The 24,118-nt window shown below is 38.8% G+C and carries 21 protein-coding genes and 5 pseudogenes; 17 read left to right on the forward strand and 9 right to left on the reverse strand.

The genetic code is table 11. The features are described from left to right. The first annotated feature begins 89 nt into the window (after positions 1–89). Positions 90–278, forward strand: coding sequence for a DUF4278 domain-containing protein (locus tag SLP02_RS00495; protein WP_319418700.1), 189 nt, complete (start codon positions 90–92; stop codon positions 276–278). 117 nt (positions 279–395) lie between these two features. Here SLP02_RS00495 and SLP02_RS26330 read toward each other — a convergent pair whose 3' ends face one another. From SLP02_RS26330 to SLP02_RS26350, 5 genes and pseudogenes are all read right to left on the reverse strand, one after another. Further along, positions 396–1,205 (reverse strand): reverse transcriptase domain-containing protein, encoded by an 810-nt coding sequence (locus SLP02_RS26330; RefSeq protein ID WP_413467300.1) that lies wholly within the window; start codon positions 1,203–1,205, stop codon positions 396–398. 224 nt (positions 1,206–1,429) lie between these two features. Further along, a pseudogene (locus tag SLP02_RS26335) lies at positions 1,430–1,549 on the reverse strand (HNH endonuclease); the annotation flags it as partial. 21 nt (positions 1,550–1,570) lie between these two features. After that, positions 1,571–2,012, reverse strand: a pseudogene (locus SLP02_RS26340) (reverse transcriptase N-terminal domain-containing protein); the annotation flags it as partial. A 609-nt stretch (positions 2,013–2,621) separates the two neighbouring features. After that, positions 2,622–2,771, reverse strand: a pseudogene (locus SLP02_RS26345) (HNH endonuclease); the annotation flags it as partial. Between the two features lie 192 nt (positions 2,772–2,963). Then, positions 2,964–3,560: pseudogene (locus tag SLP02_RS26350) on the reverse strand (reverse transcriptase N-terminal domain-containing protein); the annotation flags it as partial. 1,413 nt (positions 3,561–4,973) lie between these two features. Here SLP02_RS26350 and SLP02_RS00525 point away from each other — a divergent pair. The 3 genes and pseudogenes from SLP02_RS00525 to SLP02_RS00535 form a co-directional block, all read left to right on the forward strand. After that, positions 4,974–6,293, forward strand: a pseudogene (locus tag SLP02_RS00525) (reverse transcriptase domain-containing protein); the annotation flags it as partial. A gap of 195 nt (positions 6,294–6,488) precedes the next feature. Further along, on the forward strand, positions 6,489–6,800 hold the full coding sequence (locus tag SLP02_RS00530; RefSeq protein WP_319423637.1) for an HNH endonuclease: 312 nt from the start codon (positions 6,489–6,491) through the stop codon (positions 6,798–6,800). 256 nt (positions 6,801–7,056) lie between these two features. Beyond that, positions 7,057–7,293, forward strand: coding sequence for a hypothetical protein (locus SLP02_RS00535; RefSeq protein WP_319418703.1), 237 nt, complete (start codon positions 7,057–7,059; stop codon positions 7,291–7,293). Positions 7,294–7,360: 67 nt separating this feature from the next. Here SLP02_RS00535 and SLP02_RS00540 read toward each other — a convergent pair whose 3' ends face one another. Beyond that, positions 7,361–8,545 carry an NAD(P)H-quinone oxidoreductase subunit H gene (locus tag SLP02_RS00540; RefSeq protein WP_319418704.1) on the reverse strand — a complete coding sequence of 395 codons (1,185 nt, stop codon included), beginning with the start codon at positions 8,543–8,545 and terminating at the stop codon, positions 7,361–7,363. A 602-nt stretch (positions 8,546–9,147) separates the two neighbouring features. Here SLP02_RS00540 and SLP02_RS00545 point away from each other — a divergent pair. The 5 genes from SLP02_RS00545 to SLP02_RS00565 all read left to right on the forward strand — a co-directional run bounded on the left by SLP02_RS00545 (position 9,148) and on the right by SLP02_RS00565 (position 13,425). After that, positions 9,148–10,062 carry an outer membrane protein assembly factor BamB family protein gene (locus tag SLP02_RS00545; protein WP_319423638.1) on the forward strand — a complete coding sequence of 305 codons (915 nt, stop codon included), beginning with the start codon at positions 9,148–9,150 and terminating at the stop codon, positions 10,060–10,062. 68 nt (positions 10,063–10,130) lie between these two features. Continuing rightward, a complete protein-coding gene (locus SLP02_RS00550; RefSeq protein WP_319418705.1) occupies positions 10,131–10,376 on the forward strand; it encodes a protein kinase domain-containing protein in 246 nt (81 codons plus the stop codon). A gap of 947 nt (positions 10,377–11,323) precedes the next feature. Next, positions 11,324–11,917, forward strand: a complete 594-nt coding sequence (locus SLP02_RS00555) for a hypothetical protein (protein ID WP_319418706.1) — start codon at positions 11,324–11,326, stop codon at positions 11,915–11,917. Between the two features lie 630 nt (positions 11,918–12,547). Then, a complete protein-coding gene (locus SLP02_RS00560) occupies positions 12,548–13,027 on the forward strand; it encodes a hypothetical protein (protein WP_319418707.1) in 480 nt (159 codons plus the stop codon). A 5-nt stretch (positions 13,028–13,032) separates the two neighbouring features. After that, positions 13,033–13,425: a hypothetical protein gene (locus SLP02_RS00565; protein WP_319418708.1), complete on the forward strand. Its 393-nt coding sequence runs from the start codon at positions 13,033–13,035 to the stop codon at positions 13,423–13,425. A gap of 170 nt (positions 13,426–13,595) precedes the next feature. Here SLP02_RS00565 and SLP02_RS00570 read toward each other — a convergent pair whose 3' ends face one another. After that, the gene (locus SLP02_RS00570) at positions 13,596–14,918 is read right to left on the reverse strand and encodes a diacylglycerol kinase family protein (protein ID WP_319418709.1); all 1,323 of its coding nucleotides are present in this window, start codon (positions 14,916–14,918) and stop codon (positions 13,596–13,598) included. Between the two features lie 202 nt (positions 14,919–15,120). Then, positions 15,121–16,161, reverse strand: a complete 1,041-nt coding sequence (locus SLP02_RS00575) for a glycosyltransferase family 2 protein (RefSeq protein ID WP_319418710.1) — start codon at positions 16,159–16,161, stop codon at positions 15,121–15,123. 583 nt (positions 16,162–16,744) lie between these two features. On the opposite strand from SLP02_RS00575, the gene efp reads away from it, so the two are divergent. From efp to SLP02_RS00600, 5 genes are all read left to right on the forward strand, one after another. Continuing rightward, entirely contained in the window at positions 16,745–17,305 is a 561-nt protein-coding gene (gene efp / locus SLP02_RS00580; RefSeq protein ID WP_319418711.1) for an elongation factor P, read from the forward strand. Positions 17,306–17,411: 106 nt separating this feature from the next. Next, a complete protein-coding gene (gene accB / locus SLP02_RS00585) occupies positions 17,412–17,909 on the forward strand; it encodes an acetyl-CoA carboxylase biotin carboxyl carrier protein (protein ID WP_319418712.1) in 498 nt (165 codons plus the stop codon). Positions 17,910–18,356: 447 nt separating this feature from the next. Next, complete coding sequence (locus SLP02_RS00590) at positions 18,357–19,235, forward strand: LmeA family phospholipid-binding protein (RefSeq protein WP_319418713.1); 879 nt, start codon at positions 18,357–18,359, stop codon at positions 19,233–19,235. Positions 19,236–19,290: 55 nt separating this feature from the next. Further along, a complete protein-coding gene (locus SLP02_RS00595; protein WP_319418714.1) occupies positions 19,291–19,914 on the forward strand; it encodes a GerMN domain-containing protein in 624 nt (207 codons plus the stop codon). 407 nt (positions 19,915–20,321) lie between these two features. Then, positions 20,322–20,654, forward strand: a complete 333-nt coding sequence (locus SLP02_RS00600) for a hypothetical protein (protein WP_319418715.1) — start codon at positions 20,322–20,324, stop codon at positions 20,652–20,654. Positions 20,655–20,912: 258 nt separating this feature from the next. Here the strand turns inward: SLP02_RS00600 and SLP02_RS00605 are convergent, their stop codons facing one another. Then, the gene (locus tag SLP02_RS00605) at positions 20,913–21,086 is read right to left on the reverse strand and encodes a hypothetical protein (RefSeq protein WP_319418716.1); all 174 of its coding nucleotides are present in this window, start codon (positions 21,084–21,086) and stop codon (positions 20,913–20,915) included. A gap of 21 nt (positions 21,087–21,107) precedes the next feature. On the opposite strand from SLP02_RS00605, the gene SLP02_RS00610 reads away from it, so the two are divergent. From SLP02_RS00610 to SLP02_RS00620, 3 genes are all read left to right on the forward strand, one after another. Then, complete coding sequence (locus tag SLP02_RS00610; protein ID WP_319418717.1) at positions 21,108–21,266, forward strand: hypothetical protein; 159 nt, start codon at positions 21,108–21,110, stop codon at positions 21,264–21,266. Between the two features lie 343 nt (positions 21,267–21,609). Next, positions 21,610–21,954, forward strand: a complete 345-nt coding sequence (locus tag SLP02_RS00615; RefSeq protein WP_319418718.1) for a hypothetical protein — start codon at positions 21,610–21,612, stop codon at positions 21,952–21,954. A 20-nt stretch (positions 21,955–21,974) separates the two neighbouring features. Continuing rightward, positions 21,975–24,116: a hypothetical protein gene (locus SLP02_RS00620; RefSeq protein ID WP_319418719.1), complete on the forward strand. Its 2,142-nt coding sequence runs from the start codon at positions 21,975–21,977 to the stop codon at positions 24,114–24,116. Positions 24,117–24,118: the final 2 nt, after the last annotated feature.

Consider the following 24,118-nt stretch of genomic DNA (forward strand, 5'->3'; position numbering starts at 1 on the left):
ATTCTTTCGAGCAACATCCACAAGTGCATAAGTTGTTTTTATGGTCAGCTATTAATTAGAAGACAACACAACCAATTCAGGATAAAGTTATGCAACTTACCTATCGCGGTATTTCTTATCAACCTATCACCACATATTTAGCAACCGTTGAACAAAAAAACAATGTCAAATATCGAGGAGTTTGCTATCAGCTATCAAAGGTTAAAGAGAAAAAAATCGCTGATATTCGTATTTTGAAATACAGAGGTGTTGAATTTATTAAAGTTCTCAGTCATTAAGAGGAGCAATTCATCAAGGATCTAGTTACCAAAAGGACTAGTAATTAAAGGTTATGACTAATTTTAAAGAAACAACACAGTTATTAGTATTTTTGTCGTTTGCTTTAATTGCAGTTTCTACCAGATGCGGTAATTATTTGGAAACTCTTTGACTGTTTGGGCATCTGAAAATTTAAAATAATTGCACCATCCTCTGATAACAGGGTTAAGCTCAGTTATTAACTTTGCTTGAGGGGAGCTTTTATGCTTCCTGATAATGCTATTAATTTTTTCTTGATGCCTTTTACATGAGTCTTTAGAAGGGGTTATGAGTGTAGTAAAACCAACTAGGTCTTTATTAGCTTTTATGGCTGATTTGTATTTACCGACAGGATATTGTCGGATACTGTATCCAAGAAAGTTAAATCCTACTATACCGTCTTCGCTTGACTCTGAATGCAGAGTGTGGGCGATTCTGGTTTTTGCTGGTTTTAATTCTAAGCCTATGTCTTTTAACCACTCCGAGATTAATTCTCGGCATCTTTGGACTACCTTTAGGTCATAATGTATCAGTAAAAAATCGCCCGCATATCTTATAAAAGTCAAGGACTTGACTTTAGACTGCCAACTGATTTGATTGCCTTTATGGTTTCTCATATCGAGAGTTCTGGCGAAATCCATCAACATTTGTTCCATTCCGTGTAGTGCGATATTCGCTAATAAGTGCGAAATCACGCCACCCTGGGGTGTTCCTTCAGATATAGCAGTGAATGCCCCTTGATCTATGACTCCAGACTTTAGCCAGGATTTAATTTGTTGCCTGACTTTCCCCGTATGAGCGAGTTTCTGAAGTAGGGCTGTGTGGTTGATGCGGTCAAAGCATTTAGCAATGTCAGCATCAAGAATATACTTGGCTTTTTGCTTAATTGCTATCTTTATTTGACAAATTGCATCGTGACATGACCTTCCTGGTCGAAAACCAAAACTGTTTGGCTCGAACCGAGCTTCTCATTCTGGTTCAAGGGCAGATTTTACTACTCCTTGTAAGGCACGGTCGTAGTTAAACTAAGCCAGATTGTTACCAACCTGACTCGTCAAATGAACGCAGCATGAGACTTTTACCTCACTGCGCTCCTCTCCGACAAACCCCTTGTCATGGGTACAAATCATCATCAAATTATTAATATGTCGTACTCATTCCATCGCCAACCGTCAGGTAGTTTGACTGGTTTAAATGGTTTATCATACGAGCCATCTGTTTTTGATTTCTTATCATGGCAATGTCGGTGAAGTAGTTGTAGATTATTATATGTATCCTTAACATATTTCGGTTGGCTACGAATAGCCAGGAAGATTGCTTCTATGGCATCGTGTCCTGACCTGGCTGGTCGAAAGCCGTAACTATTTTCCTCGAATTGTGATTCCCATTGTGGTTCTATTGCCATTTTTACTAGGCATTGTTTAGCTCTTTCCTCCAAGGTGGGTATTCCAAGAGGTCTTTTTTCTCCATTGGGTTTTGGTATCCAAACTCGTCGAGTTGGTTTACTTTTACCTGTAAGTTTGAGTTGTCCTACGAGCTTCATACGCGCTAATGGTGATAGGGATTTAATTCCATCCACTCCTGCCGTCTTTTTGCCACGGTTCTCTTGTGTTACCCGACGTACCGCTAAAACCAACCTTATTTGACCAAGACCTCAATAGTGTTTTTTGGAGTCTACGTACTTGTTTTATTTCTCCGTATAGGAGAGGCAGCATAAATGCGCGTTACGGACGCGAATGCGTCCCAGTCGTCTTACGACGATCTGCCGCGAATGCGGCTGTGCTTGTAGACATATCTATCGACTTGATGCCAATTGATGTTGTCCCATCCCACAGTCTTCTTGTTTGAATCTGTATTAGGCTTATGCACTGTTAATTACACCTTTAGCTTTGATACATTTGCGAGTCACGTCTGCATATCCTGGGCGTTACCCCATCCTTTTTCTGATATTACCTGTTGATTCAGGTTAGGCATTAGCTTCTTGACCCATCCCATCCAATCACACCATACGGTTTGATACCTACCAGTTAATCTGGGGATGCAATTGGGTTACTTCGTTCCTACAGCCATTTATTTGAGTTCTTTAGGGTTCATCTGTCCACCTATTGAGCTAGTTGTGCGTTACAGGAAAGCCGAAATCCTATAAACTTAAGCTCTATCTGATATTTCAGACGCAGGGTGTGGCATTATCCACTAGCTTATGTCCCCTGCACACCTTTTAAGATGGTTCATTAGATGATTCGTTTATCTACCCCACGATGTCCTTTTCCTTGATGTAAATCTTAGTCTAGGGTCGGATATAGAACTCTTGCTCTAATCTCCCCTATCTTTTCTATTCCATTGAGCGCAATGTTTGCTAAAAGCGGTGATATCACCCCGCCCTGTGGAGTTCCTTGATTGGGGAATTTAGGATTTATGCCTGATTTTAAGCAATAGCTTATGCCTTGTATTATAAACTTTGGAGCTATAATCTCATGGCGTTGGTAATTTAATATATGACGTACAAAGTGTTTCTGCTCGTAGCTTTAAGCTATAAGCGCAGGGCTAACGCCCAGATCGTCGCCTCAAGGGGACGACTTCGCTGCATCCGCAGCGTGCAGCTTTAAGCTTTTTTTGAATAAAGTTTGATACAAAATTGAAAAACCATACTTTGATTTACCAACGCCAATCTCATTTAAGATTGCAGCATGGTTTATTCGGTCGAAGCATTTTTCGATGTCTATTTTTAAGACTCGTTTTTTTGCTCCGTTAGCTTTGCTGTTAAGATTTAGAAATAGGACTTTTTGGGCATCGTGTGTGCTTCGTCCTGGTCTAAATCCATAACTCTTGGCATGGAATGTAGCTTCGTGTGCTGGTAAAGTGAGCATATTTGACAAGACATTGCCAAGCTCTATCGGCTATTGTTGGGACTTTTAGTAGTTGACACATTTGCTAGTTGAACCATCCTTTTTGGGGATGGGTATCTCTCTTAGACCTTGATGTTTCCATGTCTTTGTATTTTGATTTAGAGTTTCCTCTAATTGGAATCGTTCCTTGAACGTTAAAGACTTTTTGCCATCAATCCCTGCCGTCTTTTTCCCAGTGTTGAGCTGGGTTACTTGCCTAATTGCTAGCATTCTAGCTGAATGAGAGGAAAGAATTAGCTTTTGAAGCCTTCTTGCTTTAGCCTTGTTTCCATCTCTAATTGCTTTGAATATTCTCTTTTGTAGGCGAAATAATATTTTCTGGAATTTCTTCCAGTCTCTAAATTCCCAATCATCGCTATAACTTAAGGCGGCTTTTTTGTAAGAGTACTCTTACAAAAAACGCGCCGTGCGCTATGCGTCATAATTATTTCCTACTCGATTGAACATTGTCTAGTTTCCTAAAGGCAGTTACGCCCTGTCCTACCCGTAGCCAGAGTTTCCGATGCTCGTCCATCCTATTCAGGTTTCTTACCCCTAAAATCTGGGGCTACGTTTTTATTCGTTCCGATACTAGGATTGACTGATGTTTTAGGGTGGTTCACTTTACCTACTACCTTCTCGGAGAAACAGCTAGCCAAATTAAACTTCTGTGAGAGTTGCGGTAGTGAAGTCCATATTGTTTGTTCAGATTATGGCTCAACGTTGAGGCACTTTTGTAGAACCTGTTTACCCATTACATCTCCCCGTCAACGCCAGTGTGGTGTATCTGCTTTACCTCTGATTGCGTCCTGTTCCCAGCTTGAGCCTGTAAAATTCCGAGTTTACTCACTGTAGGCAGATAGGGAGTCATTATTCTCTTTAATGGTGGGGTGCGATTCGTTCCTACGAAATCTTCTTTGAAGAGAGATGTAGGGCTTCTGTTAAGTAATCCAATAATGGATTGAGTTCGCACTTTAATCCTTAACAGAATGATAACTTGTATTTTCTTCAAGGTGAGGCTATTAACCTAGAACGTCAAGTCCTTGTCCTCTTGTGCGGAGGAAAAAGCACACAGCGTCCCTCTCGGCGACGAGAGAGAGAAGTTTCCCTTATCTCTGGGATGACAACCCAGATTTAAAAGCGGGAGTGAACGCGAGAGAGTAAATTGCTGAAAACGCCTACTCGCTAGCATGAGTTCTATAACCGACCTGGACTAAGGGTAATACCAAGGAATAGGAAATCGTGGGGTAGAAAAAACGAATCATCTTCTGAACCATCTTTAAGAGATAGCAAGGAGTATAAGCTAGTGGTATCAAAGACCACACCTTGCGACCCGAAACATCGGGACGAGCCTACATTTACGAAATTTCCCTCCTTTACGTAACGCACAATTAGCTCACATAGGTGGATAGATGAACCCTAACGGACTCCAATCAACTATATATGCCGTCATATACAGCAAAGGAATACAGGAACGAAGTAACTCAACCTCATCCCCAGACTAACTGGTAGGCATCGTCAAAGCCGTATGGTGAGATTGAGAAAGATGGGTCAAGAAGCCAACGCTTAACCCGAATCAACGGGTAATGCCTGAAAAGGGATGGGGTAACGCCCAAGATACGCAAACGTGACTCGCAATATATCAATGTGTAAAGGTACGAGTAGTAGCAAATATGCCTAATACAGATTCAATTAAACCGAATACTGTGGGATGGAACGATATCGATTGGCAATCCCCCCTTCAATTCCGCCCTTAATAAGGGGGGCTAGGGGGGATTTAAGCAACAAAAGCGCATTTACGCAGCATCTCGTCATGGAGATGTAAAACAAGTTAGAAAACTCCAAAAGACATTAATGAGGTCTTGGTCAAATAAGGTCTTAGCGATTCGGCGGGTAACTCAAGATAATAGAGGGCAAAAGACAGCAGGAGTGGATGGTAAGAAATCACTATCTCCAGAAGCACGTCTTAGACTCATAGGACAACTCAAACTTATAGGAAAAAGTAGACCTACTCGAAGAGTTTGGATACCCAAACCTGGAAAGGATGAAAAACGTCCACTTGGAATCCCAACAATGCACGACCGCGCCTTACAAGCGTTATTAAAACACGCCATAGAGCCAGAATGGGAAGCTCTCTTCGAGAGCAATTCCTACGGATTTCGACCAGGACGTTCCTGTCAAGATGCTATCAAGCAAATAAAAAATGCAATTCAATCTAAAGCCAAATATGTGCTGGATGCTGATATTGCAAAATGCTTTGATAAAATCAACCACTTAGCCTTACTACAGAAACTCGGTTACACGGGCAAATTCAGGCAACAACTTAAAGCTTGGTTAAAATCTGGAGTCATAGACCAAAAGGTATTTACTGCCACATCCGAAGGAACACCTCAAGGTGGGGTTATAAGCCCTTTACTTGCTAATGTTGCTCTACACGGGATGGAAAAGATGTTAATGAAGTTTGCCAAAACTCTTGATGTTAAAAGGAAAGATAAACCAAACAGCCAGATTAGCTGGCAACAAAAGGTCAAATCTCTTACCTTTATCAGGTATGCAGATGACTTTCTTCTAATACATCATGACCTAAATGTAGTCAAAAGATGCAGAGAATTAATCTCTGAGTGGTTAAAAGACATGGGACTGGAACTAAAACCTTCAAAAACCAGAATCGCCCACACTTTAATTTCAGAGCAAAGCGAAGATGGACAAGCTGGGTTTGACTTTTTGGGCTATCACATTCGACAGTTTCGGGTGGGAAAATACAAAAGTTCAATACATCCCAGCACCAAAGAAAAACTTGGTTTTAGAACATTCATTATTCCATCAAAATTTGCCTGTAAGAAACATCAACAAAAGATTAAAGATGTTTTTAAGAAACACAAATACTCCCATCAAGCAAAACTTATAGTTGAGGCGCACGGAAGCCTCGATGCATCGAGGCTGTCCGCCGTCGCCTGCTTGCAGCTTAACCCGATTATCCGAGGATGGACAAATTATTATTCATTTTCTGATGCTCAGGGAACAGGAGTACTAACAGGTCAAGATTACCTCGTATTCCAAAAACTTAGAGCTTGGAGTCGTCACCGTACTGGTGATTGGGGAAAAGCAATTAAAAAGTATTGGACAACCATTGGTAATAGAAACTGGGTATTCGCAACCAGAAAAGGAGATAAAAATCCCCTTCGGTTACTAACACATACTGAATTTGGAAGCAGTAGCATTGAATATGTGAAAGTTAAAGGTGATGCCAGTCCATTTGACGGGAAATTAATCTATTGGAATACCAGGATGGGACGTAGCCCCGATATGCCTTCTCGAAAAGCATTACTGCTCAAGAGACAAAAAGGTGTGTGTTCCTGGTGTTGCTTACGCTTTCGTGAAGGAGATTTGTTAGAAACTGACCACAATATTCCTCGCGCCCTCGGTGGTAAAGACGAATATAAGAATCTACAACTCCTACATGGGCATTGCCATGACGAAAAAACTGCCCTTGACATGGAATTTATTAGAAATCAAAGATTCATAAAATACATGGATTACATCAACCAAACACTAGCTAAATCTAACTGGCTTTGGAATGAAAATGATTTTCTAATAGTTTCAGACAACAAAGAGTAGGATGTCCCACTGACAATGGGGAATATGTTGAGTAGCCGAGTGAGGAGAAATCTCTCACGCTCGGTTTCGGACGGGAGGGGTGTAGTGGTAACACTCACCTCGACCTTTCTACTTTAACCCATATCCTAGTGTCAGTTCAGGTTACATTGCGGTTTTATCTCCGCCTTCTCCTGGAGTTTCATACATTCCTATTTTCTAGGAATTCCTAAACCCGACGAACCGCACAATTTATACGTTTTTATTCAATAATTGTACCATGAATACTACATCAAAAGTCGCCGTTCTACGGCGAGGCTTTAGACCCAAAATTATCGGTAAATCCGCTGGCTATGTCTACGTTGGTTCAAATCCAACTCGGCTCATACCATCTATATGTAAAAAAGAGGCTTTAAGCCTCTTTTCTTATTGTTTATTGGATATTGATTTACCAAAGGATAACAATCGATATCTAGAAGTCGATCGCCAAAAATGTCGTTACCGTTTTGACTTGTGAAATATTTTCCCAAAAAAATAAGATGAGACTTGCCCACCTTACAAAAACGTTTATTTTTTTTTTGAATCTAGCGATCAACTGAACCCATAATGATATCTATACTGCCAAGAATAGGCATGATGTCTGCTAATTTAACTCCCTTGAGTATATTTGGCAGAATTTGTAGGTTATTAAAGTCAGGGGCGCGAATTTTCCAACGCCAAGGAAAGACATTATCATTGCCAACAATAAAGATTCCTAGTTCACCCTTGCCACTTTCTAGGCGAACATAGTGTTCTCCTTCAGGTATTTTGAACGTCGGCGCAACTTTCTTGGCTATATACTGATACTCAAAGTCGTTCCACTTAGATTTGCGTCCCTCGTCCATCCTGCGTGCTTCAAGGTTTTCATAAGCACCGCCTGGAATACCTTTTAGAGCTTGACGAATAATTTTAATCGATTCGCGCATTTCACGGATACGCACCAAATAACGGGCAAAACAATCTCCCGCAGTTTCCCAATGTATATCCCAGTCGAAGTCGTCATAGCATTCATAGTGATCTACTTTGCGTAAGTCCCATTTAACCCCAGAAGCTCTTAACATTGGTCCTGATAAACCCCAGTTAATAGCTTGCTCACGGCTAATTGTTCCTACCCCTTCAACGCGACGACGAAAAATAGGATTATTGGTAATTAGCTTTTCATACTCATCAATCTTGGGATCGAAGTAATCACAAAAATCTTCACATTTGTCGATCCAACCGTAGGGTAAATCAACAGATACTCCACCAATACGGAAATAATTATTGTTAATTAATCTTTGTCCAGTAGCAGCTTCCCATAAATCATAAATCAACTCCCGTTCACGGAAAATATAAAAGAAGGGAGTTTGTGCGCCCACATCTGCCATAAATGGACCTAACCACAGTAAATGATTAGCAATGCGGTTTAACTCTAGCATGATCACCCGAATATACTGGGCGCGCTTGGGTACTTCAATACCAGCTAGCTTTTCGGGGGCATTGACTGTAATTGCTTCATTAAACATCCCCGCAGCATAGTCCCAACGGCTTACATAAGGAACATACATAACGCTGGTGCGGTTTTCGGCAATCTTCTCCATACCTCGATGAAGATAACCGATTACGGGTTCACAATCGATTACATCTTCCCCATCAAGAGTTACAATCAGGCGTAAAACGCCGTGCATTGAAGGATGATGAGGTCCCATGTTGAGAATCATGGGTTCGGTTCTAGTTTCTATCTGTGCCATAAATCAGCAATATTTCTATGATTAAGAAATGAATTAGTTCTTACCTGCTACTAGTTATCTATCTTATCTAGTTTCTGGACGGGATAGAAACTTAAACTGATTGTTTGAGCAAAAATTTCAACTTGTTATTTGTTTGGCTGGGTTTGCTGCTGTGCTACGTATAAAGCGATCGCAATTACGAAAATTTTATTAAATTCAAGATTTGAATATTACTGCATTACGCTTAATCTACAATCTATAAATTATTTAATTCACGACCTTTAGCTGTTGTTGATCTTATCTCTGTGTCTTTAACTGAAATATGCTCAAATCATTTTTTTGCTTTTTAGGTTAATTACCTATGGAATCTTGGGTACTATACGGACAGTCTCATAAAGGTGAATCATGTATCGGGCTAATAAAGAGCGTACTGGAATTTATAAAACTCAAGGTCTTCGCAACTTAAGGGGAATAAAGTGGAAGCTACTAATAGATTCTAATCCAGAAATAATCCCATCAAATACTGGTCTTAACTGTCCTTTAGTTATTACTGATCGAGTAATTTATCTATGTAATAAAAAAGGATATTTGTATGCAATAAATGCTCAAATTGGAGAATAAAAATAGGTAGTACTAGCATAGATAATTTAATATTACATAATCAAACAATCTACGCTAGTGAAAAGAATGGAAACCTTTACGCAATAAGTATTGAAACACGGAGGATAAAGTGGAGGTCATCAATCAATTTTATTCGCTATTCCAATCCAGTAATTTACAATAATGTTCTTTACGCTAATTGTATAGATGGAAATCTTTATGCTTTAGATGTGGAGACTGGTCAGGAAAAATGGAGATTTAAAACTATTAAAGATATGGCCGTAACTCCTCCTACATTGAGAAATGGAGTTCTTTATATTGGTAGTGAGAATGGTAATATTTATGCCGTAGATGTTAATACAAGGCAAAAAAAATGGAAATTTGAAATAGGTCAATTAAGATGGCTATTTTCCCTTCCTGTTATAGTTAATAATGTGGTTTATATAGGAGTTAAAAATAGTATTATCTATGCCATAGATGCTGAAGAGGGAACAGAAATCTGGCAATCTCAGATAGAGGATACATATTACCTTTCTCCGTTATGCCCACTAGTAGTTGACGACGAGTTTATCTATATAGGGATAGGCATTGGTTCTCTGTGTGCGATAAATATTAAAAGCCAGGAAAAATCATGGCAGAAATTAGGGCGTGCTATTCAACGAATCAACAGTATTTCACTAGCAGATGGAATTATTTATTGTGAGCGTTCAGGAGCTATCAATGCAATTGAAGCAGAATCGGGAAAAGAGTTATGGGAGTTTGCTGCACCCGAACCCGATTGGTGGATCTTAAAACCTAATCTCTGGCTACCTCAAATATTCAATAACTTAAGTAAGAGATTTGCAGGAAGCTCAACAATCCAATTTTCTTCTCCTGTAATTGCTGATAAAGTCATCTACACTTTCTGCGATAATGGATATTTATATGCTTTACATTAAGTTTAAATCGTACATTTATAATTGAATTAATCATATAGAAAGCAAGTTATTTCAGACATATCTTAAAAATGCAGCATGAGTTAGAAAAACTAATAGTAGAGCAATATCGGATTATAGATTTTTTGGGAGCAGGTCTAGGCGGGGAAACTTACAAAGCACTCGATCTTAAAAACGAACAATTAGTAGCTTTAAAGGTTTTATCTCTACAGCAGACAAGCAACTGGAAAATATTAGAAATGTTTGAAAGAGAAGCTAGTATTCTCGCTCAATTAAAACATCCTAGAATTCCTGATTATCTAATTATTTTCAGATAGATAATACCCACGAAAAACACTGGTATTTAGTTCAAAAATTCATCTCTGGGAAATCTCTTTTTACTTTAGTAGAAAATAGTTGGCGGACAACTGAAGCTGGTTGACTGACAAAAGATGAAGAGAAAAACCTGAGAATAGAGATTCAGTAAAGAGTTGAGGGATTGACACAAAGCAAGGGGAGTCAGCACTCTGAGATTAGATACCACTCATAATTTCAGAATACTGTGAATCAAAACTCCCGTCTCTACAATGCCTTGAATCAATGGATGAGTCAATAGAAGTTTGAAGACAGAAGTATGAAGGCGCGAAGTTTCAAGTTTGTTCGAGGGCTTGTACCTCATACGAAGGAAGAAGTTTGAAGTTTGAAGGAAGAAGGAATTCGGAATTCGGGAAGGATTTTTTGTAGCTCATACCTCACACCTCATACTTCGCGCCTTCATACCTCATACACAGGGCTATCGCCCAGATCGTCCGTCCTTCGGACGACTTCGATGCTTCGCATCGTGTAGGGCGAAGCCCTGGTACCTCTACCAAACTAAGAGCGATCGTGAACGACGGGGCTTGCAACTATAGTGGAACAAAGGACTTGTCCGCATGTAGGAGGAAGTAGCTGTTTACGAAGTTTGAAGGAAGAAGTTTGAAGGAAGAAGGAAGAAAGATTTTTTGTACCTCATACGAAGGAAGAAGTAGCTGTTTTACTTCATACTTCATACCTCATACTTCATACTTCATGCAGCTGTTTTACTTCATACACGGACTCTCTGTCCGTCGCCGTTCCCGAGGAGACGTCGGAACGCAGAGAGCGTTCACCTCACACTTCGCGCCACAGGGCTATCGCCCAGATCGTCCGTCCTTCGGACGACTTCGATGCTTCGCATCGTGTAGGGCGAAGCCCTGGTCAAGCTACTGACTGGTTACATTTATGTCATCTTCAAACTTGTATTTGGATGATAATTGCTTTAATACACACGGGCAATGTCAACCTGACAAAATGGTCGATGTACATCCCTGGTCGAGGGAAGTTGGCTGGGGGTAGACAGAGACGTATTCAGCGTTGGCTAAACAATCCTCGAATCAATGTCCATCGAATCAGAAAGTCCTTGGTCAAAGCAGCACTTGATGATTGGTCAGAATCAAAAATATTTTTGGCATTAGACACTTCACTGTTCTGGGATGAGTATTGCCTTGTGCGGCTTTGGGTTATTCATCGAGGGAGAGCTTTACCGTTGGTGTGGAGAGTGATGAACCATGAAAGTGCTAGTATTTCAGTTACCGATTATCGAGAGATGATTAAGCAGGCACAAGTTAGGCTACGAGAATCAGTTAAGGTAATTTTACTCGCGGAGCGAGGATTTATACATACCGAATTGATGACCATGCTGACAACTCAACTAGGATGGCATTATCGTCTCCGAATTAAGAGTAATACCTGGATTTGGCGTGGAAGTTGGTGTCAACAGAAGTTTGAAGACAGAAGTATGAAGGCGCGAAGTTTCAAGTTTGTTCGAGGGCTTGTACCTCATACGAAGGAAGAAGTTTGAAGTTTGAAGGAAGAAGGAATTCGGAATTCGGGAAGGATTTTTTGTAGCTCATACCTCACACCTCATACTTCGCGCCTTCATACCTCATACACAGGGCTATCGCCCAGATCGTCCGTCCTTCGGACGACTTCGATGCTTCGCATCGTGTAGGGCGAAGCCCTGGTACCTCTACCAAACTAAGAGCGATCGTGAACGACGGGGCTTGCAACTATAGTGGAACAAAGGACTTGTCCGCATGTAGGAGGAAGTAGCTGTTTACGAAGTTTGAAGGAAGAAGTTTGAAGGAAGAAGGAAGAAAGATTTTTTGTACCTCATACGAAGGAAGAAGTAGCTGTTTTACTTCATACTTCATACCTCATACTTCATACTTCATGCAGCTGTTTTACTTCATACACGGACTCTCTGTCCGTCGCCGTTCCCGAGGAGACGTCGGAACGCAGAGAGCGTTCACCTCACACTTCGCGCCACAGGGCTATCGCCCAGATCGTCCGTCCTTCGGACGACTTCGATGCTTCGCATCGTGTAGGGCGAAGCCCTGGTCAACCTAAAAACTTTCACTTTCATTTAGCAGAGGCAATTTGCTTACACAACGTACAGATTCACAAAGGTGAATTTTCTGGCAAAGTTCATGTGATTCTTGGTCGCAACAACGTTAACGGCGAACTATGGGCAATTGTCAGTAATGAAAAAACTACTCTACAAACCTTTGCTGAATATGGATTACGTTTTGATATCGAAGCGAATTTTTTAGATGACCAATCTGGTGGTTGGAATGTTCAACGCTCGATGATTCGAGATGTATGCGCTTTGTCCCGTTTGTGGTTTATCTTATCTGTGGCTACTCTCTACGTTAGTGCCCAAGGTGTTGAGGTAGTTCGTATTGGCAAACGAAGATGGGTTGATACTCATTGGTTTCGTGGTAATAGCTATTTTAGGATTGGTTGGGATTGGGTCAAAGCTGCACTCATTAATGGTTGGAATTTACTTCATTGCGTGACTTTCTCTAGTAATCAAGATCCCTCACCTGCAATGGCATCACGATCGCAATATCAAAAACGAGCAGATCAGTTGGAGTTCAAAGTTTTAACTTATTCCTACAATATTTCTTGAAAGTTTTGTCAGTCAATCAGGATCTAATGATACGTAGTATTTTAGCTGTTCCAGTAGTAACTGCTTTATCTTATTTTTCGTTCAATTATTTTTTCTCTACTTTTGGAGTTACCAAGCTTGAAATTAATCAGCAAAACTTTTATTTAACATATAGTTTGTTTGGCTTAAAGCGAAAAATATCTGGTGAGACGAAATATATTACAAAAGCAGAAATTGGGTATAATTTCTTATCTGGTTACTCTTATGATGAACAATATTATTCACGTTCAGTTGTTGCTAGATGTTTTATTGTTGAAGGAACAAAGGCTAAACAATTTGGCAGATACATAAAACGAGTTGAAAAAGAATGGTTAATTAAAGAAATCAACTACTTTCTTGATAAGTTGATAATTGATTGATCTATCATCAAGGGTTAATAAAATACTTGTTTTGAGCGAATAGTAAAAATAGGATAAATTCTACTATTCGCTCACTTTTTAAAGATCAACATAAAAATCATTATTAGACCTCTTGCACGAATATATTTTTTCAACTACAAAGGCAATTTTTACCAGAGGAAAAATGTAGTTCAACAATTAACGCAGGCTAAATCAGAAACAACCTTCATTTCGATGGGTGAGTAGTCTACAACTTCACCATCCACCACTAAAATACCCTTGTCAGTTAACGGCTCAAGTCGAAAAGCACTAACTTTGTAGTATTCCATGTGGGGTAAATCTAAATGTTGACCTTTACCGCAGCGCAACAAGGCTTTGAGTAATTCTAGACGGGATGTTCCTTGACGCATAATTAGCACATCCATCGCCCCATCGTTTAACTGGGCATGAGGCGTAACGTTCATATCCTCGGCTGCCCAAGGCACATTCATTGCCCAAAGAAAAATAAAATCAGCTTCAATTACGCGCCATTCTCCTTGGCTAGAGATATTCTTGTCTGAGGGAATATTGCATTCTGGATGAGGAATAAAAGAAAATCTACCTTTATAGGTGCGTAATAAACTAATCAGCATCAAGGCATATACATCGAACCTTAGAGAACCTAAAAACTTGAGCTTTTCCGACTCAATATCAGCATCGCTAATCAATCCCCAAGCTAGAGAGAGAAAGCTATAATAGTATTCTTTGCCATTTTGCTTGACCGTAGCCAGATCGAAGGTTTGCTGTCTACCTTTAGCAATCAAAAAAGCAGCGTTTAAAGGATGATAAGCTTCTTTAGACAATTCCAATAAAGTTTTGCAAAAGCCATTGCCTGTGCCTCCAGGAATGATACCTAAAGGGAGTTTAATTGCCGTTTCCCAATCTGAACGACTCATCAAATCAGCGATCGCATCATGAATTGTGCCGTCTCCTCCCACAATAACTAGTCCGTCTGTATCTGACAAGTTTAAGTTGTGAACTAAGTTTTTGGTATCTGCTGCACTACGGGTTTTAGTAACGGTATATTTTAGGTTGCTCTTGTCAAAAAGAGGACGTACCTGCTCAAATATTTGAGCAGCTTTGTTCTTACCACTAGTGGGGTTAATAACAACCTGTAAATGTCGGGGTTTAACGATGGCATCGACAGGCTTTGCTCTTAGTGTATTGATAATTGCCCTGTGCCATTGCGATCGCACTTTTAAATTTGGACAAGCAAAACAGTATTCACGCAACACTCTTGGCTGGCTTCTAGCTGAATGATCGGTTTTAGTCAGAAGATAAGTATGAACTAAGATACAGGGAAAATCTATTTGTTCTTGCTCAACTAAAGAAACACCCACCACGTCTTGAAGAGCCAACTGTTGTTTTTGACCGTTTTGCAGCCAAAACAAAGTGTCTTTGGTTAAAAATGCAGGTTCTTCAAAATTTTCTGCCCCAAAAGCCAGCTTTTGTTCAAATATGACAGTGTTTTTCATTTAAGTTAATTTTAGATTAAAAAGAATTTAATTTCTCTGAAACTAAAGATTAACAAAAAAAGTTGTGCTTATTTATTTATAGTCATCAATTTAAAATATATTTCCAATTTTAGTAAATCTGAAAAGCCAAGCAACAAAGTCTATCTAAACTGAGAGTTAGAGTTGGTTTTCTCTTTATTATATTGTCTGTTTAGATGCTCAATTATTTCGAGATTTCAGAAGTAAAAATTGGTTTTTTAGGGTAAGAAGCATTAATATTTTGATAAACCTTCTTCAAATCTAGTTTAGATGCCAATTTATTAACGAAAACATAAAGCAGTCTACTAGTTACATCTGCCAAAAGATAAGGTTTCTCAACTATCTGTTGATAAATTCTCTGTATTTTTTTGCTCATGATATTTTCTAATAAATGATGATAAGCCAATCTTCTTTCAAAAGCTGCTAAATTTTGAGCTAAAGCTTCAAGCAATTTACTATCTGTAGAGACACAGTTTTCCTGATTGATAAAGCGTTGAGTTATTTCACAAGACTGAGATAGATATTCTGTAGGTTTTCTGGTAGATAGAGAAAGAGAGCGAGTTTGATAATAGTAGTAGGCTTCGGGAATAAGATAAAAACGTCCTCGATGTCTTAAGCATTCCAAGTAGAAACTAAAATCTTCACCAACGTTTAAAGCTTCATCGTACCAAATATTGTTTTTAATTAAAAATTCTTTTCTAATTAGAGGTTTTAGATAACCGAGACTCCAGTTGCGTTTAGCACCAATAGAAGATGGGCGATCGCTTGTCACAAATTCTACAGCATTAATCAGTTTTGCAGAAGATAGATCCTGTGCATTTTCTTGCAAAAGGGTACTCCAATACTTTGTTGCTTGCTCTTGAATAAGCAACAAATTATCTGCAATCATGTCTACACAGCGTTTTTTCGCTACAGACAATAACCTTTCAAGTCGCTGAGGTGCATACCAATCATCAGAATCCAAAAGTGCAATCCACTGTCCTTTTGCTTGTTTGATGCCACAGTTGCGTCCATAACTCACGCCGCGATTGTATTTATTGGCAATTATTTTGAGTCTTTTATCGTTAAAGCTACGGGCAATATCCACCGTAGAGTCGCTTGAGGCATCATCAATCAATATTATTTCAAAATTACTGTAGGTTTGATTCAAAACAGATTTTAAAGCTTTAGCAATATAATTCTCGCTATTGTAAGTGGGGATTATTATCGATACTTCTGGATTCATAGATCTAATTAATTTTAAGTTTGGTATTTTTTTCTATATGATGTAGTTGACTATATTATGCGCAGGACTATTGCTTGAAATTTTCTAGTGTTAAATAAAAAACAGCAAAATAGTATCATTTGCCTGAAAAACAATACATTTTACTGAAAGATCAATTTCAGCAAAAAATTTACTTATCTAGTTTGTAGTATAACTTGTTGCCTATTAAAAATTATTAACTTTCAATGAAGAGTTTGGCAAAAAAGAATAAGATATGACTAAGTTTCGGCTTATTGCACAACAAATCCAGTCATATCAAGGATTTTAAGACCCGAACTCAATTTATACCTTTTTGAATGGCTGAAACTTTTACTCAAGTTTTGAGTTTAAAGTAATTTGCTTCTAGGGCTATTTCATTCTCACTAGCCTTTGTCAACATTTCTTTACTTGTTTAGTGCTTAATTACTCTTAATTAAAGGAGACTGAAAATTGGCTAAATAGAGATTTGAAGACTTAAAGATAATTTATTACCTACTCGATCCTTTTTAAAGTCCTCCATCAGGTACAATTAAATGTCGATCTCTAAGCAAGTATTTTTAGCTTCATGATTTCTAGTAATGACTTTCGCACAGGGGTTACTGTTGAGCTTGATGGCTCTGTCTGGCGAGTAGTAGAATTTCTTCACGTCAAACCAGGCAAAGGTTCTGCTTTTGTCAGAACTAAGCTCAAAAATGTGCAAGGGGGTAATACGGTAGAAAAAACCTTTCGCGCTGGTGAAACTGTTCCCCAAGCAAATTTAGAAAAGCGCACCATGCAGCACACCTACAAAGATGGAGAAGAATTTGTCTTTATGGATATGCAAACCTATGAAGAAACGCGCATGAGTGGAGAGAACTTGGGCGATCGCATTAATTTTCTTAAAGAAGAAATGGAGGTTAATGTTATTTTCTGGGACGAAAGAGTATTGGAGATCGAGTTACCTACTTCAGTAGTCTTAGAAATTACCGATACCGATCCTGGAGTTAAAGGAGATACGGCGACAGGAGGTACAAAACCTGCCATCGTTGAAACTGGAGCGCAGGTAATGGTACCTTTGTTTATCTCTATCGGTGAAAAAATTAAAGTTGATACTCGTGATGGTTCTTACTTGGGTAGAGAAAATTAATCTCCTCCTGAATTGAGCAACGAGTTTCTTAATCTCTTAGATATGTAATACTACACAGCTATCTTGGAGATCTGGCAAAATTACTAGAATAATGGTTGTATAGTTTGTGTCTATAAATTTTCAAGAACTTCGTGATTTGCTAAAGGCGATCTCTCAAACTGATATTACAGAGTTAACTCTCAAAAATAGCGATTTTGAATTGGTTGTCAAAAAACAAACAGGGCAAAGTGCAGTTTCTATTCCTCAAGCTACTGTCGCACCTTCCACTGCTGTTGAGTCAATAAATATCCCTGGAGCGATCGGCAGTCAAACTGTGGCTACCCCAGAAGTAGCACCTATTACTCCTACCGTAGATGACAAAAAATGGGTAGATATTACATCGCCTATGGTAGGGATATTTTATTCTGCCCCTGCTCCAGATGAAGACTCTTTTGCTGCCGTAGGCGATCGCATTAATAAAGGAGATACGGTCTGTATTATTGAAGCGATGAAGCTAATGAACGAAATAGAAGGAGAAGTATCAGGACGAGTTATGGAAATATCTGTCCAAAATGGCGAACCAGTAGAGTTTGGGCAAGTTTTGATGAGAGTCGATCCAGGATAATGAAGGGGTAAGGGATCGCGGATGAGGAGATAGCAGTCTTCTTGCTTTTTATGGTTAATCCCTTATAGTTAAATACTGCTTTAACTGCCCTAACTGCCGAAGCGGGTGTGGAACAGCGAGAAAGGACGCTTCGTCCGCATCTCAGTCTTGCAGGAACGGCGGCTTTTGAGTATGAAACTTCATACTCAACCTCGACAGTTTGCTCAACGGGGGGAACCCCCGCAACGGCTTCTTGAAGCGATGGCTGCACAACGCGAAGCGTTGAGTCGCGTCCAGCGACGCTCTGGGCTGTACCCAGCCCTGCGGGGAAACCCCCAAGACCGCCTCGCTTCGCTTTTCGCGCTTGTCCGCATGTACTGTCTCAAGACAGCTTCTTAAACACAAAGGCGCTTTGCGAGACAGTTGCGTTTCCACCCGCTCTAACTTGCCCTAACTGCTAATATCTCTATGGAAATTCTGACAATAGTGCTAGCTGGGTTGCTGTCTCTGACCTCAAGTGGAGGCACAATTTTGGATTCTGTAGCTGCTCATCGAATTAAGTCCCAAATTATTAGTTCTCAAAAGCAAGCAATTAGAATTGACAACACTCCTAATTATCAAATTGCTCAAGGAAAATTATCAAAAGTTAGAATTGCTGCTAGAGACTTAAAAGTTAAGCCCAATCTAGAAATTGCAGTTTTAGAACTGGAAACAGATCCCTTAGATGTTGATTTAGCAAAATTAAATTTTAATAACATCGGTGAATTAAGAGAGTCTTTGAAGCAGCCTTTACAGGGAGCGGGGAAACTAGTCTTAACCGAAGCTAATCTGAATCAAGCTCTAGAATCTCCTGAAATTTTGGCAAAATTGTCAAAAAACCTCAATCGCCTTATAGCTCGTAGGGCTGGTTCAACAAATATTGCCTATCAATTACGAGATCTTCAGGTGGCATTACTCCCTGCAAATCGCTTAAGAGTCAAATTTAAATTAAATAGACCCGTAAATAATTTCGAAGTCGATGAAACTGCCAAAGGTTCTCTTTCTAGACCTAGTAGGGAATTAGCGATCGCCTTGGAATTGAAAATCAGAGTTTTTAAGGGTAAAACAATTCGCATTACCGAGCCACAAGGAACTGTAAACGGTCGTCCTATGTCATCCAGGCTACTTAATGGTTTTGCCGAAGGCATTAGCGATCGCCTTGATTTAGACTCTCTACAAGCAGACGGAATCTTAGCTCGTGTCTTACAATTAGAGATCGACGAGGATAAACTAAAGTTAGTTGGCTTCCTCAAGCTGGAAACAAAAGGATCACAATTGTCTTCAAAGGAGATAAAAGCAATTCCCTAACTTTAAACTTGTTTTTTTGTCTTTTACCTATTTCTCTTAAGCAGGAGTATTATCCATGCAGGATCAAAATAAAAATCGCTTTTCTCTGCCTGTGGTAGCAGTAATCACGGGGATTATTCTGGCTGCGGGGGGAGGTGCTGCTTGGTGGGCAAAATCTTCTTTAGAGCGAGACGCTAGTAAAACTCAGCCCCATCCTTCTCCCATAGTAGAAGACCAAACACCAAGCGCGCCCAAACCCATTACGCAAGAAAAAGTTGTCCAGATTTGCTGGCTCAATCCCCAAGGAAACAAGATTGAATTGGTTTCTAAGACGATGACTTTTGAAAAGTCGGTTAAATCTGAGCAAGTCTTAGAAACTGCTTTTAAAACTTTGTTATCTAGTCCACCTGAAGACTCTCAATACACTACGGCTATTCCTCAAGGAACTAAGTTATTGGGTTTAACTGTAGATAAAAAAGGCATTGACCTGAACTTATCTAAAGAATTTGTTGCTGGTGGCGGTAGTGCCGCTATGAGCAGTAGATTAGCCCAAATTATTTATACGGCTACTAGCTCAAATCCTGATGTTCCTGTCTGGATTAATGTTGAAGGAAAACCGCTTAAAACATTAGGTCAAGAAGGATTGATAATTAATCAACCTATGACTAGACAAGATTTTAAAAATAACTTTACTCTGTAAAATCGATTTTTTTACTCTCACATTTACTCCTATTCCTCACACTCTTAATATTAATAGATAGAAATTCATCTATTAGTCAATTTTATAAGCTCAGTAATTATGGCTCTACCGAATCTGTGATGTAAAACCAATAAAAAGTTTAAAGAAACATTAAGTATAAAATAAGCCTTTTGTAACTTAAATCAATCTCAGATTTTATCTAGTTCTGACCGTGGAAGGTTTAGTATTCCGAAGATTAAATTTTAAATCAATTAATAAGAAATTATTTTCTATCCTTTTTCTGCTGAAAAGCTTCGTTCCAAAATACACATCACTATCTTAAGGAGGATGAATTCAAAATTGCCTTGTGGTGATATGAAATAGCGAACTAAACCAAAGAATTTACCATTTAGTTTGCTAATAAAATAATGAATTTAGAAAACATTCCTCAACAAAGCAAAAAGTTAATGAATCGAGTCACTGGTGCAGTTGAGAAAACAGGTAAGAAAGTCGCAAATCAAGTTTCTAACATTACCGACGGCAAAATAGAAGAAATTACGGAGGAAGCTATCCAAGCTGCGGTCGATCAAGCTTTAGATGTGATTCAAGTGGCTGGTCAACGAGTACGAGAAAAAGAGCTAAATGGCGAGCGAGTGACATTAGAAGTTGGTGTCGGCGTAATGAACGTAGCTCATCTCAAGATAACTACTGACATACCAGGAAGTAAGGAATCTGAAGAAGTTAATGTTGAACTTAGCTGACATCAATTATCAAATAATTTTTTGAGCATCAGAATTAAGCAAATTTAAAAAACTAATTCAAGAGGATCGACATGGGAATTAAAGATGTGTTTGACCGAATTTAACGCGGTTTAAGAAAAGCCAATCGCGATCGCGACTATGATAACCGCCGTGATTGCCGCGATCGCGATGATGACGACAACTAAGAATCAAGCTTAAGCAAATCTTTTTGGAGAGATTGGACGTTAGTTTAATCGCTAAGGCTATTTTAATTGAGGTCTATTTTGATTTGACCTCTACTCCAGGTAAATTATCCAATTGTTCATCAGCCTGAACTTCAAACTCTAGGGGAACAAAAACAGTTAATCCACCAGGGATACACTTAACTTCAATCGGCATTGTGCCAATTATTTCTCCATCTAAAACAACTTTTTGTGGCGGATCGGTAGTCACTTTTACTCAACGCCAATATTATTGACGAACAAGTCTAGTAAATACAATACTCAAACAGGGCTGCCTAAACCCTCATCCGAAAATATGAGTCAGCGCGATCGCAGTTTAGAATATTGGAGACAAGACATGGTTAGACTGGAACGGGAAGCAAAACAATATTGCGACTACAAGCAAACATGATGTTGACTTTTTTGAAGAATCTTAATCAAATTTAGGTATTTGAATATTGGAACTATATGCTGGTTTATAACCCAGAAGTAGGAAAATTATTCAAGAATTTACTTAGTTAGCTGTCTAAAAGATTACTCTGCAAAAAATAATCTTTTCTTTTGAGCCTTGAACACAGTTTAAGGCGATCGATTATCTTGAATATATAAGCTTTTTATAAGCAGTTCTATAAATATAAAGCATTATTTGCTACATCTCAATAAATCCAAGAAATTATAGATTTTAATTAAATATTAAGTAATTTTCTCGCTTGGATGGGAACTATATAAATAGATATCTAGAGAAAATTAAAATAATGGAATTTTTAAATCCATCTATCGAACAGCTAGTCACAGAAATAATAGCTGTAAATCGTGCTTGGAAAGAAGCTAAAGATTTATTTGACCATGCAGATAACTCTTTAGCTAATTCTCTACGAGATTTAAAAGCACGTTTACAGGTAAGACTCTTACATAGCTATGCGCCAAGTCGAGTTTATCTGACAGTAGACACAAACCTAAATTCAGATTACGACGAACCCCTTTATGGTTTGCAGTTAATGAAATCAATACATGGTAGAAAAGATGCTGCACATATGCCTGTAAGAGTCGCGGAAAAAAATTTGTCAGCGCAAGAGTTGCAGCAGTTCGTTAAAGGTTGATTTTAAAGGAGTAGACAAAAATGATTAATTTTTTATTTTGTTTGATTATTGTCGGCGTAGCAATTTGGATTGGGTTAGAAGAAAAAAAATTTGTAGATGAATATAAGAATAAAGAATTGCAAATTGCTAAAAGTTCTATTAGTGAATTAGCTAATAACTACAGCCAAAGCAATCATAATAGATTCATAATAAAAGCTCAAGAGGAAAAAACCAAAATTGTTAGATGGTTATCAGAACATCTTAAAGGAGAATTTAGGACATCTGATTTTCAGCCAGAACGAAACAATAATGGTGATTTTATTTTACTGTCTTACCCGTCTATTTTAGGAAAACCAGTACCTCAAAGTCCCGTTAGTTTTGCTCCTGCACTATTAACCGCAATTGGTATTTTAGGAACTTTTACTGGTATTTTCTTGGGTTTACAAGGTATAGATTTAGGAAATATTAGCGAAACTCAAAACTTAATAGCTGCAAGCACTAAGTTATTAGCAGGAATGAAAACAGCTTTTTTAACTTCTCTGTTTGGCATGGGGACTGCTATTTTTTTTATTGGATATTTATCTTTTGGAATCCAAGAACGGACTAAATCTCGCAATAAGTTACGCAAAGAACTGAGCGATATTGCCTTCTTAGAAAGTCCCAACCGTCTTTTATCACAATTAGATAACGAAGAAAATTTAGAAGTTGCTAAAACTCTTCAAACTGTTGCTGATAATTTATCTGGTTTGAGTGCCGATGTAATTGCTAATGCCGTTAAAAGTGCGATTGCGGAGCTAGCCGAAGGCATCGCACCACTAATTTCAGAATTAAAATCTTTAGAAAAAATCGAACAGCTTGTAGACAATACATCAAGTTTATCTAATTTAACTCCCAAGGCGATCGCTTCTGCGACAAGCGATAATTTCACACTCTTAATTAATCCGATTTCTCAAGAGATAAAACAACTTCGCGAACTCCAAGAAAGTCAAGGACAAACTGTAGAAACTTTGGTTAAACAGTTACGCAATGAGTTAATCGAACCTGTTGTTATTAGATTGGATCAAAGTGCAGAATTAACCAAAGAAGCGTCCGCAGCAGTAACAGATTTGAAAAACGAATTAGGCGGTATTAGTACAAGTTTAGCTGGTGCGGTAGAAACTATTCAAAGTTTCCAACAGGATACTTTAACTCGTCTTCAGGAATTTGCTGCTGATTTACAATCTATTCTCGGTCAATTTCGTACAGATACTCAAGGAGTAATGGAACAAGTTGCTGTAGAAATTCAGCAAGCAGTAAACCAAAGTATTACGGGAATGGAAGCACAACGAACTGCTTTTGAAGCCAGCGCAAACCAAGCATCTCAAACTTTTAGAGGAATCAGAGAAGACTTACAAGCAGCACTTAATACCCAAGCCGAACAGCAAAAGCAAATGTTGCAGGATGTTCAAATCTCTACCGAAAGTGTTTTAGTTAAAGCCAACGAAGCCTTCTTGAATCAGTCTAATACTTTGGTAACAGTAGGAAGAGAAGCTTCGGGATTGATGAGCCAAGCTAACGATAATTTTCTCGGTACATTAAGCAATATTGGCGGAATGCTGCAAAATACTCGTCTTACAGTGCAACAGGAACTAGAACAATTCCGCATTGATTATCAAGCAGCCTTACAAGATTTCTTTACCCAGCAGAACAACCTACTCAACGACACATTAGGAGAACAAAGAGAAGGATTAGCAGGAGTAGTAGTCAACCTACAGCAAACCTTTAGTGAAGAAGCAACACAACGGAAAGAAATGACCGCACAAGTAAACCAAAGTTTAAACCGAATTGGAGAAACAGTCAAAACTGTAAATAATTTGGCTAGTGCAATGGGTATGACTTCTAGCGAACGTTTAGGTCAACTACAAGAACTAGCTCGCACTATTGGTAGTGAAGCACACCGCGTAGAACATAGTTATCAAAGTATGACCGAGCAATTTAATGAAGCTCTAGAAGATGGCAACAAGCATCTAGATGATTACCTAAAACAAGCTAATGAAACTTATAGCAAAAGTATACAGGATGCCGATAAAGCTGCCGCCGAAGTTTGTAATAAATTAAATGAAACTTCTCACGGTTTGATGAGTGTGGCTGAATTTTTGGTTTCGGCTGCTAATGACCTAAAAAACAGCAATGTCGGTAATTAATT

Origin of the sequence: Pleurocapsa sp. FMAR1, assembly GCF_963665995.1 — a bacterium.
Lineage (GTDB): Bacteria > Cyanobacteriota > Cyanobacteriia > Cyanobacteriales > Xenococcaceae > Waterburya.